Source organism: uncultured Bradyrhizobium sp., from assembly GCF_936943645.1.
GTDB lineage: Bacteria > Pseudomonadota > Alphaproteobacteria > Rhizobiales > Xanthobacteraceae > Bradyrhizobium.
Genome location: NZ_CAKZJO010000107.1, coordinates 25849 through 42480, shown reverse-complemented (window position 1 = coordinate 42480; position 16632 = coordinate 25849). Strand labels below are relative to the sequence as shown.

Genomic DNA, 16632 nt, shown 5'->3' with positions numbered 1-16632 from the left:
GTACGGTGTTCCATGACACACGCATCGCTTACGACTTCGCCTGACACGCCGTTCCTGTCGATCGTGGTGCCCTGCTTCAACGAGCAGGAAGGAATTGCACATCTCGTCGAGCGCTGCCGCGCCAGCGCGGCGGCCATCTTCGGCGACGACTACGAGATCATTCTCATCGACGACGGCTCGACCGACAACACATGGGACGCGATCCGCGACGAGATCGCAAAGTGCGGCCAGGTTACGGGCATCCGGTTGTCGCGGAATTTCGGGCATCAGATCGCACTCACCGCAGGCCTCGCTGCCGTCAAGGGAAGCGTGGTTCTGGTCATCGACGCCGATCTGCAGGACCCGCCGGAGCTGGTCGGCCCGATGCTGGAGCGCATGCGGGAAACCCGCGCCGATGTGGTTTACGGCCAGAGGCGCAGCCGAGCCGGCGAAGGCTGGTTCAAGAAGAAGTCCGCCAGCCTGTTCTATCGCCTGCTCGAACGCACCACCGACATCATCATCCCCAGGGATACCGGCGACTTCCGCCTGATGTCCCGTCGCGTTGCCGACCTCGTTGCCCGGATGCCGGAGCGGGACAGGTTCATCCGCGGCATGGTCGCTTCGCTCGGTTTCAGGCAGGTGCCGTTCGTCTATGACCGGCAGGAACGCTTCGCCGGGAGGACCAAATACCCGCTCCGCAAGATGCTCGCCTTCGCGACTGACGCCTTTCTCGGCTATTCCATGGTGCTGCTGCGGTTCTCGTCGCTGGCAGCGCTCGGCATGTTTCTGGTTCTGCAGGTCGTCGCCGGCTATTCCCTCTATTCCTGGATGTATCTGGAGGTCGTGCCGGGCTGGACCAGCCTGATGATCTCGACGATTTTGGCCTCGCTTTTCCAGCTCGTTTCGCTCAGCATCATCGGCGAATATGTCGGCAGGATCTATCTGAGCAGCAAGGAGAGGCCGCTGTTTGTCGTCGATGCGATCGAACGGCGCGGGCATGACGGCGAGGAGCCGGCCACGCCCGCTGGCGTCAATCCGCAAGCGCGCACACCGCGGGGGGATGGAGACCTGAATGGCCTCAGCGTCCCCCCGCAGGACAAGCGGCCTTGACCCGATCTGAAGGCTCGCTGCGTCTCGGCAAGGCGATCGGCATCCTGCTCTGTGCCGCGATCCTTGCCAGCCACCTGTTCTCGATGTCGCGATGGTCCGAAGATCGCGGCGTCAACGACGACATCTGCTACCTCAGGCAAGCGCATCTGTTCCAGCGCTTTGGTCTCGACGGCCTCGATACGAGCTTCGCGCGGGATGACGATGGTTATTTCGTCGCAAAGATGAAGAAGCTGCCGACCTGGCGCGATGGCCAGGGCCCGGTGTGCCACACGGCAATGCCGGAGACCGGCAAGCTGGTCCTGCAGTACCCTCCCGGCACCGGCCTCGTGCTGGCACTGTTCCCCTCCGGCCATCAGGTCGTTCCGCTTTATGCCATCTGCACGCTGGTGATCTTCCTGTTTGCCGGCGCCGCGATCTGGCTGTCGCGATCGAGAGCGCAACTGGCCATCGCGACCGCCTTTGGCTTTGTCGCCATCTACGTGATGATCAATCCAGTCAAGGCGAGTTACTCGATCGCACCGACCATGGTGCTCTGCGCCGCCGCCGGATGGCTGACGGCCCGGCTGTTCGCCGAAGAACGGCAAATGCCGAGAATGCTTCTCATTCTGGTCACCGGCTTCTTGATCGGCATCGCGGTCAACATGCGGGTGCCGAACCTGCTGCTGTCGGCCGGCTATTGCATCTACCTGCTGATCGCCTTTCTGGCGGCACGCAAGACGCCGCAATTTCTCGAAGGAGCGCTGTTCGCCGTCGCGCTCGTGATCGGCATGATGCCGACCCTCGCGGCCAACGCCATCAACGCCGGCAGTCCCTTCGCGACCACCTATAGCGCCGGCGATGTGGTTCCTCCTTCGCTCGACGCTGAGACCATTCGATCCTATCTCGGCGACCCGCAGTCGCTCCTGATTCTTCTTTCCGCCGGTTGGACCGTATGGATCTGGCGGCGGGGTCGGAGCCGTCTCGGGCTGCTGCTCGGAAGCGGACTTGCGATCAATCTGGCCTTCTTCGTCACCCACCCGATCTACACCCAGTACTATGTGATCCCGATCTGCGCGCTGACTCTCTGGACGCTCTTGTTTGCGCAGCTGATGCCGATCGAGGCGTCTACCCGACGAGTTGCCTCGCCGCCGCCGAGATCATCACCAGCCCGCCCGTGATCACCGCGACATCGAGGATCGCGGTGTGGATGTGCACCGGCATCCGCTCGACAAAAGCCTTTGCGAGGAAGGCGCCGGGGATCGCGATCCCTCCGATCAGCAGCGCGAAGGCGAGCACCTGCGCGGTGACGGCACCGGCGAGCCCGAACACCGAGATCTTGATGAGTCCGGTACCGAGCGAGATCATCGCGTCGGTCGCGATCACGGCCGCGCCTTCGAGGCCCGCGGCCATCAACAGCGAGAGCAGGATCACGCCGGAGCCGGAGGTGCCGCCGACCAGCACGCCGTAGCCGACAGAACCGGCGGCAAGGCCGCCGTCGCCGATCCGCACGCTTCGGCGGCGGAGCACCCGGCGCAGCGGCACGCTCAGGATCAGCATGGTGCCGATCACGAGCGCCGCTCCCGCGTTGGTCAGCCGCGTGTAGCCGTAGGCGCCGAGTGCGGTCGTCAGCGCGGCACAGGCCAGCACAATCAGCGCACGGCGGCGGTCGGCGTAGCGCAGGTAAGCGATCGCGCGACTGCAATTGGTGAAGATGGCCGAGATCGCGATGATCGGCACCACGGGCTCGGCGCCGACCAGCGGCACCAGCACCAGCGGCATCAGCGCGCCGGTGCCGTAACCGGCGAGACCACCGATGATCGAAGCAAACAACGCCATCAACGCGACCAGCAGGAGCTGAAAGATCGAGATGTCGGCGAAGGCTGAGACGATGGTCACGTTCTCTCATCGCGGCTGACGCGGGCCGCAGCTTGATCGGCGATGGCAGCGAGCGCGGCTTCCTCCAAGGGAAAATCCGCCGCAAGCCAAGCGTCCTCGGCGAGCGTCAACACATGTCCAAGCGCAGGTCCTTCGGCGAGTCCGCGCGCGATGAAGTCGGCGGCCTTCAGCGGGAATTTCGGCGCAATCCAGCGCTGCGGCAGCTCGGCGAGCGCGCGCCAATGCGTTGAAGTGACGTCGCCGCCGCTCCTCGCCCAGCCGAGCAACACGCGATCGTGATAGCGCTCGGCACCGAGCCGGTAGAGCAGTCGCCGCGCATTGGCTTCGTCCTTGGTGGCGAGGCGCCACCACCGGTGCCCCATCGAATCCAGCGCCTTGGTCTCGGCGTTGGAGAGCCGCAGGCGCGCGGCGACGCGCTTGGCATCCTCGGTCACGGCGACGGTCAGCGCGGCGAGGCGCCGCGTGCTGCTGGCGGCGAGGCCGAGCTCGCGCTCGATCGCGATCATCGTCGCCAGCGGCCCGGTGTAGACGACGCCACCGACCAGCGCCTGCAGCAAGCCGCCCTCGGCCATGGCCAGCGCGGCCGCGGATGCGCCCGATGTCACCAGCAGCTTCAGCATCTCCATCCGCACGCGCTCGGCCGACAGGCTGGCAAGTCCGGCGCGGCCACGGATGCAGGCGAGCGTGCCGTCACGATCGGGCTCGCCGGCGCCGAAGGCGGCGTGGATGCGGAAGAAGCGCAGGATGCGCAGATAGTCTTCGGCGATACGCTGGTCGGGATCGCCGATGAAGCGCACGCGGCGGGCCTTCGCGTCGGCGATGCCGCCGACATGGTCATAGACCACGCCGCGCGCGTCGACCGACAGGCCGTTCATGGTGAAGTCGCGCCGCTCGGCATCCTTCACCCAGTCGCGGCCGAACGCCACCTTGGCCTTGCGGCCGAAGGTCTCGGTATCCTCGCGCAGAGTCGTGACCTCATAGGGATGGCTGTCGATGACCAGCGTGACGGTGCCGTGATCGATGCCGGTCGGCACAGCCTTGATGCCGGCGGCCTTGGCGCGCCGCACCACCTCCTCGGGCCGCGCCGTGGTCGCGATGTCGATGTCGCCGGGCACAAGACCGAGCAGCGCGTTGCGCACCGCGCCGCCGACGACGCGGGCCTCCTCGCCGTCCGCGTTGAGCAGCGAAAGGACACGCGCGGTCCCGCCTGCGGTCAGCCAGGGCGCATCAGCGAGTATCGGCTCCGCGCTCATCGTGCTGTCCCTATTTCTCCACGCCCGGCACCAGCCTGCCGTTCTCGATATGGGCGGGAACGTAGGTCGAATCCGGGGCGGCGCCGGAGAAATGCGCAAAGCCGATCAGCCCCGCGATGACAAGCACGAGCGCAGCCAGGACGAGGCGCGCGACCACGGTGACCGGCCAGGACGAGCGCGCGAACAGGCCGGAGCGCGTCGCGGCCAGGAACAGCGCATAGACGGCAAAGGGAATGAGGAAGATTCCGATCTCGGTCAGAACCGGCCGGATCATGATGAATAGATCCGCTCATACAGCACACGCAGCATTCCGGCGGTCGCGCCCCAGATGTAACGTTCCGCGAACGGCATGGCGTAATAGAACCGCTCCATGCCGCGGAATTCCTTGCTGTGCACCTGATGGTTCACCGGGTTCATCAGGAAGGATAGCGGCACCTCGAAGGCGTCATCAACCTCGGATTGGTTGATGGTGAGCGAAAAGCCCGGCCGCACCTTTGCAACCGTCGGCAGGATGCGGAAGCCGAACGCGGTGCCGTAGAGATCGAGATAGCCGATCGGCTCGACGTAATCCCTGGAGAGCCCGACCTCCTCCTCGGCCTCGCGCAGCGCCGCGTCGAGCGGCGAGGAATCGGTCGCATCGATCTTGCCGCCGGGAAAGGCGATCTGGCCGGCATGGTCGTTCAGATGCGCCGAGCGCTGCGTCAGGAGAATAGTCGGCTCCGGATGGTCGACCACCGCGATCAGGACCGCCGCGGGGCGCACCGGCTGCTCGCGCGCGACGATCTCCAGCATCTTGTCGGTGCCGGGATCGCCCGAGGCCGGAACGATGTTGGGATCGTAGAGGGCGGCCGGTACGTCGAAGCCGAGCTTCGCCTTCGAGCGGGCGAAGAAATCCGCCGCACCCAAAGTCGCCGGATCACTCTTCAGGATAGGCTTGGTCAAAGCGCGGCCCTCACCTGCTCCGCATCGGCCATGGCGAAGAATTCGCCGGATGATTCGACGCCGAACATCGGCTGGCCATCGACCGTCCGCTCCTCGCCCATGTCAACCAGGTCGTAATACAGCGCCCTTGTCACCTTGGCCCAGAGATCGGCGCGGACGTGCAGATACGGCGTCAGCCCGCCGTCCTTGGCCTGCTCGAAACGCAGCCGGTGCGCGGCATCGCAGGTGACCCAGTCGTCGACATTGGTGCGGAATCGCAGCACGCGATGCTTCCCCTCGCCGTCCTTCTGCATCTCGACCGCCATGAAGGGCGCGTCATCGACGCGGATGCCGACCTTCTCCACCGGCGTGACCAGAAAATGCTTGTCACCTTCGCGCTTGAGGACGGTCGAAAACAGGCGCACCAGCGCGGGACGTCCGATTGGCGTCCCCAAGTAGAACCAAGTACCATCGGAAGCGATTCGGATGTCGAGATCGCCGCAAAACGGCGGATTCCACAGATGGACCGGCGGCAGGCCTTTCTTGCCGCCTTCGGCATTGGCAGCATTTTTGGCAGCGGCCGTCAGCCCCTCGAGACCACGATCGGCGCTCTGCCCTTGGTTCGCCATGGTTTGCCCTGACTTTGTCTTTGGCACGATTGGTGCAGGTCTACGTTGTACTCGGGTCAACGGTTCCACCCCGGATTGGCCCGGTGTGGAAGTCGCCACTTCGTGATGCCGTACATAACCCGAAGCCGATAAGGTGGGGATAGGTTAATTCAACGAATACATGGCCTTCCTGCAAGTCTAGCATAAGGCCCATGAGCTGAAATGATGACCTGCGCGATGTGGTGACATGACGGCCCGAGCCGCATGGCGGGCTTAAGGAGCGAACGGATGGCGGAGAGTGTCGAGAAACTCGAGGACGGGATCGTCCGTTCGGCCGAGCAGGTGTCGAGCCAGATTCGCGCCGCGAAGGATGCGATCGCGTCCATCATCTTCGGCCAGGACCGGGTGATCGAGAACACGCTGGTCACCATCCTCTCCGGCGGCCACGCGCTGCTGATCGGCGTGCCCGGCCTTGCCAAGACCAAGCTGGTCGAGACGCTCGGCGTCACGCTCGGCCTCGATGCCAAGCGCATCCAGTTCACGCCCGATCTGATGCCGTCGGACATCCTCGGCGCCGAAGTGCTGGACGAGAGCACCGCGGGCAAGCGCGCCTTCCGCTTCATTTCGGGGCCGGTGTTCGCGCAGCTGCTGATGGCCGACGAGATCAACCGCGCCTCACCGCGCACGCAATCGGCGCTGCTGCAGGCGATGCAGGAGCAGCACATCACCGTCGCCGGCGCGCGCCACGATCTGCCAAAGCCCTTCCACGTGCTCGCGACGCAAAATCCGCTTGAGCAGGAAGGCACCTACCCGCTGCCCGAAGCGCAGCTCGACCGCTTCTTGATGGAAATCGACGTCGACTATCCCGATCGCGACGCCGAACGCCGCATCCTGTTCGAGACGACCGGCGCCGAGGAAACGCTTGCCAAGGGCGCGATGACGGCGGACGCGCTGATCACCGCGCAGCGGCTAATCCGCCGCCTGCCGGTCGGCGATTCCGTGGTCGAAGCCATCCTGTCGCTGGTGCGCTCGGCCCGCCCGGGTCCGGACGCCGGCGAAGCCGGCAAGTTCATCGCCTGGGGCCCCGGCCCGCGCGCCAGCCAATCCCTCATGCTGGCGGTGCGCGCGCGTGCGCTGATCGACGGGCGCCTTGCGCCCTCGGTCGACGACGTGCTCGACCTCGCCGAGCCCGTGCTGAAGCATCGTATGGCGCTGACGTTCCAGGCGCGCGCCGAGGGGCGCACGATTCCGGACGTGATCAAGCAGCTCAAGACACGGATCGGTTGATGGCCGCAGAGACCGGGCACACAGCGAAGGAGATCATCGCGATCCGACGTGCCGATGGCGAAAGCCGCACGCTCGCAGCCTCCTTGCCGCGCCTGGTGCTCGAGGCCCGCCGCATCGCCGCCAACGTCATCCACGGCCTGCACGGCCGGCGCCGCGCCGGCTCCGGGGAGAATTTCTGGCAATACCGCCGCTTCGTCTCGGGCGAGCCGGCGCAGAACGTCGACTGGCGCCGCTCGGCGCGCGACGACCATCTCTATGTCCGCGAGCTCGAATGGGAAGCCTCGCACACGGTCTGGATCTGGCCCGACCGCTCGCCGTCGATGGCGTTCGCCTCGAAGACCGCACGTGAGTCCAAGCTGGAGCGCACGCTGATCGTCGCCTTCGCGCTGGCCGAGCTGCTGGTGTCGGGCGGCGAGCGCGTCGGCATTCCCGGACTGATGGCGCCGACCGCGAGCGGCAGCGTCATCGACAAGATGGCGCAGGCGATGCTGCATGACGATGCCGACAGGCTGAGCCTGCCGCCGTCCTTCGTCCCCGCGGCGCTGGCCGAAACCATCGTGCTGTCGGATTTCTGGTCGCCGATCTCCGAGATCAGGACCACCCTCGCAGGGCTCTCCGGCTCGGGCGCGCATGGCACGCTGGTGCAAATCGTCGATCCCGCCGAAGAGAGCTTCCCCTATTCCGGACGCGTCGAGTTCGTCGAGCCCGAGGGCTTTGGCGTCATCACCGCCGGCCGCGCCGAGAGCTGGGCGCAGGATTATACCGCGCGGCTCGCATTGCACCGCGACCAGATCCGCGCCGAGACCAACAAGCTCGACTGGCTGTTCACCACGCACGCCACCGACCGCTCCGCGGCCGAGCTGCTGCTATTCCTGCATGCCGGCATGCAGGTGAGCAAGTCGGGCACGCGCATCACCACGATCAAGGCGGGGCCGGCCGCATGATGGGACTGCCGCTCGCCTTCACCGAACCGCTGCTCCTGATCGGCCTGGTCAGCCTTCCGGTGCTGTGGTGGCTGCTGCGCGTGATGCCGCCGCGGCCGCGCCGCATCGAGTTTCCGCCGACACGCCTGCTGTTCGACATCGCCCCGCGCGAAGAGACGCCGTCGCGAACGCCGTGGTGGTTGACCGCGCTCCGCCTACTCGCCGCAGCCCTCGTCATCTTTGCCGCCGCCGGCCCGATCTGGAATCCGCAAACCGGGCTTGCCGGCAGCAAGGCGCCGCTGATGATCATGCTCGACGATGGCTGGAGCGCAGCCTCGCACTGGGACGTCAGGATCAGGGCCGCCGACGAGCTGATCGCCAATGCCGACAACGACCGCCGCGCCATCGCGCTGGTGCCGCTGTCCGAGCCGAACCGCGACATCACGCTGATGCCGGCGGGCGCCGCGCGCGTCGCGCTGCGCCAGCTCGCGCCGAAGGCCTATTCGATCGATCGTGTGGAGACGCTGGCCGCGGTCGACCGCTTTCTCAAGGCGACCGGCGATTGCGAGATCGCCTGGCTGTCCGACGGCGTCGACACCGGCCGCGGCGAGGAGTTCGTGGCCGGTCTCGGCAAGACCATCGGCGAGCGCAGCCTGACCATCTTCGAAGGCGGCACCTCCGCGCCGCTGGCGCTGGTCGCGGCCGAGAACGCGGCGGCAAAGATGACCGTGAAGGTACTGCGCACCGACAGCGGCATCGCCATGGGCACCGTACGCGCGCTGGACCAGAAGGCCTCGCCGATCGGCGAAGCGCGTTTCTCGTTCGGCCCGCAGGACAAGGAGACCGAGGCCGCATTCGACCTGCCGGTCGAGCTGCGCAACGACATCACCCGGCTCGAAATCTCGGGCGAGCGCTCCGCCGGCGCGGTGCAGCTGCTCGACAAGCGCTGGCGCCGCCGCGCCATCGGCATCGTCTCGGGCTCGACCAGCGAGACCGCGCAGCCGCTGCTGGCGCCGACCTTCTATCTCACGCGCGCGCTGGCGCCGTTCGCCGACGTCAGGCTTGCCGACAAGGGCTCGCCGCAGCAGGGCATCACACAGTTTCTGGACCAGAAGCTGCCGATGATCATCCTCGCCGATGTCGGCACCATCGCCCCGGAGCTGCGCGAGCGCCTCAATGCCTGGATCGACCAGGGCGGCGTGCTGGTGCGGTTCGCTGGGCCCCGCCTGGCGCAGGCCGAGGACGATCTCGTGCCGGTCAAGCTGCGCAAGGGCGGCCGCACGCTCGGCGGCAGCCTGACCTGGGAGAAGCCGCAGCATCTCGCCTCTTTCGCGGGCGACGGCCCGTTCGCCGGCGTTGCGGTCCCCAAGGACGTCACCGTGAGCCGCCAGGTGCTGGCCGAGCCGGATGCCGTGCTCGCCACCAAGAGCTGGGCCTCGCTCGAAGACGGCACGCCGCTCGTCACCGGCGAGCATCGCGGCAAGGGCCTGGTCAGCCTGTTCCACGTCAGCGCCGACATGCGCTGGTCTGACCTGCCGATGTCGGGCACCTTCGTCGAAATGCTGCGGCGGGTGGTCGACATGTCCGGCTACACGTCCAAGCCCGGCGCCGGCGTCGCCAGCGAAGCGACCACCGAGACGGTGGCGCCGCTGCACATCCTCGACGGCTTTGGCGCGTTCGGCCCGCCGCCGGCGACCGCCAAGCCCCTCCCTGCGGACTATCGCGACCGCGCCACATCAGATCATCCGCCGGGCTTCTATGGTCCCGCCGAAGGACCGCTCGCCGTGAACACGCTTGCTGCCGCCGACCGCATCGCGGCCCTCAACACAGCGAGCCTGCGCGCCCGGCACGCCACCTACACCAATGCCGAGCCGCGGGACTTGCGCGGCTGGCTGCTGTCGACGGCGCTCGCGCTGTTCCTGATCGACGCCATCATCGTCGCGGTGCTCGGCGGCGGGATTGCCGCGCTGCTGCGCCGCCGCGCCGCGCCCGCCATGATCGTCCTCGGCCTCGTGTTTGCGGGCCTCGTCGCGCTCGCGCCGACGCCGTCACGCGCCGACAGCGCCGCGGACGATTTCGCGATGAGAGCGACGGCGCAGACCCGCCTCGCCTATGTCGTGACAGGCAATGCCGACGTCGATTCCATCGTCAAGGCCGGCATGTCCGGACTGACGCTGTTTCTGGCGCAGCGCACCGCGCTCGAGGCCGGCGACCCCGTCGGGATCGACCCCGCGCGCGACGAGCTCGCCTTCTTCCCGCTGATCTACTGGCCGATCGTGCCGGGCGCGCCGAAGCCGCCGCAGGACGCCATCAACAAGATCGACGCCTACATGAAGCAGGGCGGCACCGTGCTGTTCGACACCCGCGACGCGATCGAGGCACCGCCCGGCGCGAACGGCGCGGCGCAGACCCCGGGCATGCAGACGCTGCGCGAGATCCTGTCCTCGCTCGACGTGCCCGAGCTCGAGCCGGTACCGCGCGAGCACGTGCTGACCAAGACCTTCTATCTTCTGCGCGACTTCCCCGGCCGCTTCGTGACCGGCCAGACCTGGGTCGAGACCCTGCCGCGCGAAGACGAGGACGAGGACAGCGCACAGCGGCCGGCGCGCGGCGGCGACGGTGTCTCGCCGATCATCATCACCTCGAACGATCTTGCCGGCGCCTGGGCCGTGCGGCCCGACGGCCAGGCGATGCTGCCGGTGACCGGCGGCGACACCCGCCAGCGCGAATTCGCCTACCGCGCCGGCGCCAACATCGTGATGTACACGCTGACCGGCAACTACAAGGCCGACCAGGTGCACGCACCGGCCCTGATCGAACGGCTGGGGCAATAGGATCGATATGAACTACGGCATCGCATTCACGCCGCTTGTCCCCGCGATCGTGCTGTGGCTCGCGCTCGCCGCGATCGTCGTCATCGCGCTCGTGCTGCTGGTGGCACGCGCGCGCGGCGCTGCCGTGCGCGTGGCCGCGCTGGCGCTGTTCCTGCTCGCGCTCGCCAATCCCTCCTTCACCCGCGAGGAGCGCGAGCCCCTGACCTCGGTCGCAGCCGTCGTCGTCGACAAGAGCCCGAGCCAGAATTTCGGCAACCGCAATCGCGAGGCCGCGCAGGCGCAGGAAGCGCTGGTCGACAACCTGAAGAAGATCAAGGGGCTCGAGGTGCGTGTCGTCGATGCCGGGCAGGCCGACGGCGAGACCGACGGCACAAAACTGTTCGGCGCGCTTGCCTCGGCCTTGTCGGACGTTCCGGTCGACCGCGTCGCCGGCGCGTTCCTGATCACCGACGGCCGCGTCCACGACATTCCGGCGAATGCCGCCGCGCTCGGCTTCCAGGCGCCGGTGCATGCGCTGATCACCGGCCAAAAGGACGAGCGGGACCGGCGCATCGCGATCACGGCCGCGCCGCGCTTCGGCATCGTCGGCCAGACCCAGACCATCTCCTACCGCCTCGACGACCAGGGCGTCACGGGCGAGCGCGCCAAGGTCACGATCCGCAGGGACGGCGAGGTTATCAACGAGCGCACGCTCTCGAGCGGCCAGAGCGCGAGCGTCGACGTCGACATCAAACACGCCGGCCCGAACATCGTCGAGATCGAGGCCTCCCCGCTCGAGCGAGAATTGACGCCGGTGAACAACCGCGCGGTCGTCGCCATCGACGGCGTGCGCGACAAGCTCCGCGTCCTGCTGGTCTCGGGCGAGCCGCATTCCGGCGAGCGCACCTGGCGCAATCTCCTGAAGTCCGACGCCAGCGTCGATCTCGTGCATTTCACCATTCTGCGTCCGCCGGAGAAGCAGGACGGCACGCCGATCAACGAATTGTCGCTGATCGCGTTTCCGACCCGCGAGCTGTTCCAGCAGAAGATCAATGAATTCCAGCTGATCATCTTCGACCGCTATGCTCGCCAGGGCGTGCTGCCGATTGCCTATTTCGACAATATCGCGCGCTATGTGCGCTCGGGCGGCGCCGTGCTGGTCTCGGCCGGCCCCGACTACGCCTCCAACACCAGCATCTGGCGTACGCCGCTGGATTCGGTGCTGCCGGCCGAGCCGGTCGGCGTGACCGAGAAGCCGTTCTACGCGCATCTGTCCGACGTCGGCAGACGCCATCCCGTCACGCGCGGACTGGAGGGTTCGGCCTCCGAGCCGCCGCGCTGGAGCCGGTTCTTCCGCACGGTCGACACCCGTAATTCCGTCAACCCGCCGGTGATGACGGGGGCGGACGGCAAGCCGCTTCTGTTCCTGTCGCGCTTCGGCGAGGGCCGCGTCGCGCTGCTGCTGTCGGATCACATCTGGCTGTGGGCGCGCGGCTATGAGGGCGGCGGGCCGCACCTGGACCTGCTGCGGCGGATGTCGCACTGGCTGATGAAGCAGCCTGATCTGGACGAGGAAGCGCTGCGTCTGCAGGTGCAAGGCAAGGATCTCGTCGTGGTGCGCCAGACCATGGCGGACAGCGTCCAGCCAGTGAGCGTGACCTCGCCGTCCGGCGTGTCGCGCGATTTGACGCTGAGCCCCGGCGAGCCCGGCGAATGGCGGGCCAACCTGCCGGCGAGCGAGCTCGGGCTGTGGCAGGCCACCGACGGTACGCTGAAGGCGCTGATCAATGTCGGCCCGACCAATCCGAAGGAGTTTTCGGAGGTCACCTCCACCACCGACACATTGAAGCCGCTCACCCAGGCGACCGGCGGCAACGCCGTGCGGGTGGCCAGCGGCACCAGCGTCGAGCTGCCGCGCATCCTCCCGGTGCGTTCGGCCAGCGTCTTTGCCGGCGACGGCTGGATGGGCGTGCGGATGCGCGATGCCAGCGTGGTGAAGGGCGTCGGCGTGTTGCCGATCTTTGCCGGCCTGATCGGCCTTCTGCTGCTGCTGGGTGCGTTTGCGGCGACCTGGGTGCGCGAGGGGCGGTAACGCTCCGTTGCCCGAACGCCACATCAGCCCGCCACCCGCACTGGCCGGCTTGAGGGTCGTTGACATCCGCCAACGGGTCGAGCGATGTTACATTATAACATCGCGACGCCAAGGCGGGCGCCTCGCGATGTGGGGGTAGCTTTTTCCGATGAAGTGGTTCCGGTCGAATATCAGGCACGGCGCCCGGCTCGCGTTGTTCGCGATGCTGGTGCAGTTCGCGCTGACGTTCGGCCACAGCCATTGGTTCGCGCAGGCTGCGCCGCTGGCCCAGGCCGCGCTTCAGCAGACCAACAGTGCCAAGGACGGCGTCAGGAACGTTGCTGCGGTCGATCGGGCCGGGGTGCAGAAGCAATCGCCCACAAGCCCCGACCACGAGCATCCGGGCGAGGATAATTGCGCGATCTGCGCATTGGTCGCGATGGCAGGCACGATCCTGTTCGCGACGCCGCCCCTGTTGCAGCTTCCGCATGCGATCGACCTGCTCTACCGCACCACCGATGCCGAGTTTCTCCATCTGAAATCGGCCGGCACGGCATTTCAGCCGCGCGCTCCTCCCGCATCCTGACCTCCAACGCTTGATCACACCCAGCCTCGCCGCTTTCAGGCGAAGGCCTGGGATCCGTTGAAGTCGAATTCCGTCGCGCCGCGACGGCAGGCCGCCTCCGATCAGCACATCACATGCGGACGGCGCCTGACTGGAATCAGGATCATGTCATTTCAATCGCGACGCGCGCAGCGTCTTGGCGGAGCAAGCCTGCTCCTGCTCGGCGCCGCCGCCACGCCCGCTTTCGCCCAAACACCTGCGCAGGACACATCGTCGACCGAGATCCCCGCCGTCACCGTGACGGCCCCTAGCCCGATCGTGCGCAGTGCGGTGGTGCCGTCCCGCAACGCAGGCCGCGGCACGCGGACCGCACGGGCGCGCAACCGCGAGCAAACGGCGGACGCAACGCCGGCAAGCTCCGCGCCCGCCGCACCCCAGCAGGGCCAGTTGCCCATCGTGACCAACCAGTTCGCGACGGTCACCGTGGTGCCGAACGAGGAGATCCGCCGCGAGGGCGGCGGCCAGCTCGGCGATCTGCTGTTTTCCAAGCCCGGCATCACCGGATCGGGCTTCGCACCCGGCGCCTCCAGCCGGCCGATCATCAGGGGTCTCGACGTCAACCGCGTCGGCATCGTCGAGAACGGCACCAATTCCGGCGGCGCCTCCGACCTCGGCGAGGATCATTTCGTCCCGATCGATCCGCTGGCGACCAACCAGGTCGAAGTGGTGCGCGGGCCGGCCGCATTGCGCTACGGCTCGACCTCGATCGGCGGCGTCGTCAGCGCCACCAATAGCCGGATTCCGGATGCGCTGCCGTCCTGCGCACCGTCGTTCCAGGCTTACGGCCTGCCGACCAAGGCGCCGCTCGCAGGCGCCGCGACCTCGCCTTGCGTCACCGCAGAGACGCGCACCGCGTTCTCTTCGGTCGACCGCGGCGTCGAAAGCGGCGTGCTGCTCGATACCGGCGGCGGCAATTTTGCCTTCCACGCCGACGCCTACGGCCGCACCACCTCGGACTATTCCATTCCGAGCTATCCCTACCTGAACGACCAGTCGCGCCCCGTGAACGGCCGCCAGCCGAATTCGGCGACGCGCTCGGACGGCGCCTCGATCGGCGGCTCCTACTTCTTCCAGGGCGGCTATATCGGCGCGTCGATCACCCAGAACGACTCGCTCTACCACATCCCCGGCATCGACGGCGCCGACCACAAGACGCGGATCGACGGCCACCAGACCAAGATCAACGTCAAGGGCGAATACCACCCCGATGCGGCCGCGATCGACACGGTCCGCTTCTGGGCCGGCGCGACCGACTATCGGCACAACGAGATCGGCCTTGCCGATCCCACCGACCTCAACAGCGACGGCATCCGCCAGACCTTCACCAACAAAGAGCAGGAGATCCGCACCGAGGTGCAGCTGATGCCGTTCAACGCGCGCTTCGCCGAGGTGACCACGGCGCTGGGCTTCCAGGTCGGGCATCAGGAATTGAGCGCGCCGAGCCCGGACAATCCCGGCACGCTGTTCAACGGGTTGTGGGACCCGAACAACAGCAACCGCGTTGCCGGCTACGCCTTCAACGAGTTCAAGTTCACGGAAGCGACGCGGGCGCAGGTCGCCGGCCGCATCGAGCATGTCGAGCTGCACGGCACGACGCCGGATTTTCCAGCGGACTATCTGCCCGACGGTACGCCGCAGGCGGCGATCTCGCGCAATCCGTCCTTCACGCCGAAGAGCGGCAGCATCGGGCTGCTGCAGGACCTGCCGGGCGGCATGGTCGGCAGCATCACCGCGCAATATGTCGAGCGCGCGCCGAAGGCGGCCGAATTGTTCTCGCGCGGCGGTCATGACGCGACGGCGACGTTCGACATCGGCAATCCCAATCTCACCATCGAGACCGCGAAGTCGGTCGAGCTCGGCGTCCGCCGGGCAACGGGGCCGTTCCGCTTCGAGGCGACGGTGTACTACACGCATTTCGACAATTTCATCTATCGCCGCCTCACCGGCGTGTCCTGCGACGACGACTTCGCCTCCTGCGGCACGCCGGGCGCCGAGCTGAACCAGGCCGTCTACTCGCAGCGCAACGCCAATTTCCGCGGCGGCGAATTCCAGTCGCAGCTCGACGTCGGCGCATTCCAGGGCGGCATCTGGGGCATCGAGAACCAGTTCGACATGGTCCGCGCCACCTTCAGCGACGGCACCAACGTGCCGCGGATTCCCCCCATGCGAATGGGCGGCGGCGTGTTCTGGCGCGACGACAACTGGCTGATGCGGGTCAACCTGCTGCATGCGTTCGCGCAGAGCAACGTCGCTGTGATCGCGGAGACGCCGACGGCGGGTTACAATCTGCTGAAGGCCGAAATCAGCTACAAGACCAAGCTCGATCGCAACTGGTTCGGCGCGCGCGAGATGATGGCCGGCATCGTCGGCAACAATCTCCTCAACGAGAACATTCGCAACTCGGTGTCCTACACCAAGGACGAGGTGCTGATGCCCGGCATCGGAGTGCGGGCGTTCGCCAACTTCAAGTTCTGAGCTGCGGATCGAGCCGGGGCCTGCGGGCCCCGGCCCAAACGCCGTCATTGCGAGCGTAGCGAAACAATCCGGAATCTTTCCGCGGAAAAATTCTGGATTGATTCGCTGCGCGCGCAATGACGGTGGTTGAGCGCAACTGCTCGTCCCGTTACGGCCTCGTAGCCCGAACCGAGCTACCCCGCCCGCGCCTTGCTCCAGTCCGGCGCGACCTGCCCCGACACACCCTCGAAGGCGCCGTCGACGAGCTCGAACACCAGGATGCGCGCGGCGTCCACCGGGCCCGGCATGGTGACGCGGCCCTTCGGGACCGGCTTGAAGCCGGCACGGCTGTAATAAGGCTCGTCGCCGACCAGCAGCACGAGGCGATGGCCTTTCGCCCTCGCGTCCTTGAGCGCGCGCTCCATCAACAGACGGCCGACACCGCGGCCGCGGAACGGCGGCTCGACCGTGAGCGGCCCGAGCAGCAGCGCCGGCGTCTCGCCGACCAGCACCGGCAATTGCCTGACCGAGCCGACCAGCAGCGTACCGATGCGGGCGGTGAAGGACAGTTCGAGCAGATGGTCGACATGCTCGCGGATCCGGTAGGCACTGAGCACGAAGCGGCCGGGACCGAAGGTACGTTCGTGCAGCCGCTCGATCGCCTGAGCGTCGCCGGCGGCTTCGGGAAGGATGGTGAGTGAAAGGTCAGTCAT

At 67.1% G+C, this 16632-nt stretch carries 14 protein-coding genes; 8 read left to right on the top strand and 6 right to left on the bottom strand.

Translation table 11 applies throughout. The features are described from left to right. Nucleotides 1-12: 12 nt before the first annotated feature. Both Q0743_RS32105 and Q0743_RS32100 read left to right on the top strand, forming a co-directional pair. Nucleotides 13-1089, top strand: coding sequence for a glycosyltransferase family 2 protein (locus Q0743_RS32105; protein WP_298245424.1), 1077 nt, complete (start codon nt 13-15; stop codon nt 1087-1089). Then, nucleotides 1086-2246 (top strand): hypothetical protein, encoded by a 1161-nt coding sequence (locus Q0743_RS32100; RefSeq protein WP_298245423.1) that lies wholly within the window; start codon nt 1086-1088, stop codon nt 2244-2246. The genes Q0743_RS32105 and Q0743_RS32100 overlap by 4 nt, the downstream gene beginning before the upstream one ends. Here Q0743_RS32100 and Q0743_RS32095 read toward each other — a convergent pair. Genes Q0743_RS32095 through Q0743_RS32075 form a run of 5 tightly spaced genes read right to left on the bottom strand, consistent with a single transcriptional unit; the run spans nt 2194 to nt 5767 of the window. Further along, complete coding sequence (locus tag Q0743_RS32095) at nt 2194-2964, bottom strand: sulfite exporter TauE/SafE family protein (RefSeq protein ID WP_298245422.1); 771 nt, start codon at nt 2962-2964, stop codon at nt 2194-2196. The genes Q0743_RS32100 and Q0743_RS32095 overlap by 53 nt on opposite strands. After that, complete coding sequence (locus tag Q0743_RS32090) at nt 2961-4217, bottom strand: CCA tRNA nucleotidyltransferase (RefSeq protein ID WP_298245421.1); 1257 nt, start codon at nt 4215-4217, stop codon at nt 2961-2963. The genes Q0743_RS32095 and Q0743_RS32090 overlap by 4 nt, the downstream gene beginning before the upstream one ends. 10 nt (nt 4218-4227) lie before the next feature. Beyond that, on the bottom strand, nt 4228-4491 hold the full coding sequence (locus tag Q0743_RS32085; RefSeq protein WP_014497409.1) for a DUF6111 family protein: 264 nt from the start codon (nt 4489-4491) through the stop codon (nt 4228-4230). After that, entirely contained in the window at nt 4488-5159 is a 672-nt protein-coding gene (locus tag Q0743_RS32080; RefSeq protein ID WP_298245420.1) for a CoA pyrophosphatase, read from the bottom strand. Before Q0743_RS32080 ends, Q0743_RS32085 begins: the two co-directional genes overlap by 4 nt. After that, entirely contained in the window at nt 5156-5767 is a 612-nt protein-coding gene (locus tag Q0743_RS32075; protein ID WP_298245419.1) for a DUF1285 domain-containing protein, read from the bottom strand. The genes Q0743_RS32080 and Q0743_RS32075 overlap by 4 nt, the downstream gene beginning before the upstream one ends. A 267-nt stretch (nt 5768-6034) precedes the next feature. On the opposite strand from Q0743_RS32075, the gene Q0743_RS32070 reads away from it, so the two are divergent. The 6 genes from Q0743_RS32070 (at nt 6035) to Q0743_RS32045 (ending at nt 15940) form a co-directional block, all read left to right on the top strand. Further along, nucleotides 6035-7033, top strand: a complete 999-nt coding sequence (locus Q0743_RS32070; protein WP_298245418.1) for a MoxR family ATPase — start codon at nt 6035-6037, stop codon at nt 7031-7033. After that, nucleotides 7033-7977 carry a DUF58 domain-containing protein gene (locus tag Q0743_RS32065; RefSeq protein WP_298245417.1) on the top strand — a complete coding sequence of 315 codons (945 nt, stop codon included), beginning with the start codon at nt 7033-7035 and terminating at the stop codon, nt 7975-7977. The genes Q0743_RS32070 and Q0743_RS32065 overlap by 1 nt, the downstream gene beginning before the upstream one ends. Beyond that, nucleotides 7974-10790, top strand: coding sequence for a DUF4159 domain-containing protein (locus Q0743_RS32060; protein WP_298245416.1), 2817 nt, complete (start codon nt 7974-7976; stop codon nt 10788-10790). Before Q0743_RS32065 ends, Q0743_RS32060 begins: the two co-directional genes overlap by 4 nt. Before the next feature lie 7 nt (nt 10791-10797). Next, the gene (locus tag Q0743_RS32055; protein WP_298245415.1) at nt 10798-12861 is read left to right on the top strand and encodes a hypothetical protein; all 2064 of its coding nucleotides are present in this window, start codon (nt 10798-10800) and stop codon (nt 12859-12861) included. A 148-nt stretch (nt 12862-13009) separates the two neighbouring features. Further along, nucleotides 13010-13426, top strand: coding sequence for a DUF2946 domain-containing protein (locus tag Q0743_RS32050; protein ID WP_298245414.1), 417 nt, complete (start codon nt 13010-13012; stop codon nt 13424-13426). Nucleotides 13427-13570: 144 nt separating this feature from the next. Then, complete coding sequence (locus Q0743_RS32045) at nt 13571-15940, top strand: TonB-dependent receptor (protein ID WP_298245413.1); 2370 nt, start codon at nt 13571-13573, stop codon at nt 15938-15940. 173 nt (nt 15941-16113) lie between these two features. Here the strand turns inward: Q0743_RS32045 and Q0743_RS32040 are convergent, their stop codons facing one another. Then, nucleotides 16114-16632, bottom strand: a complete 519-nt coding sequence (locus tag Q0743_RS32040; RefSeq protein WP_298245412.1) for a GNAT family N-acetyltransferase — start codon at nt 16630-16632, stop codon at nt 16114-16116.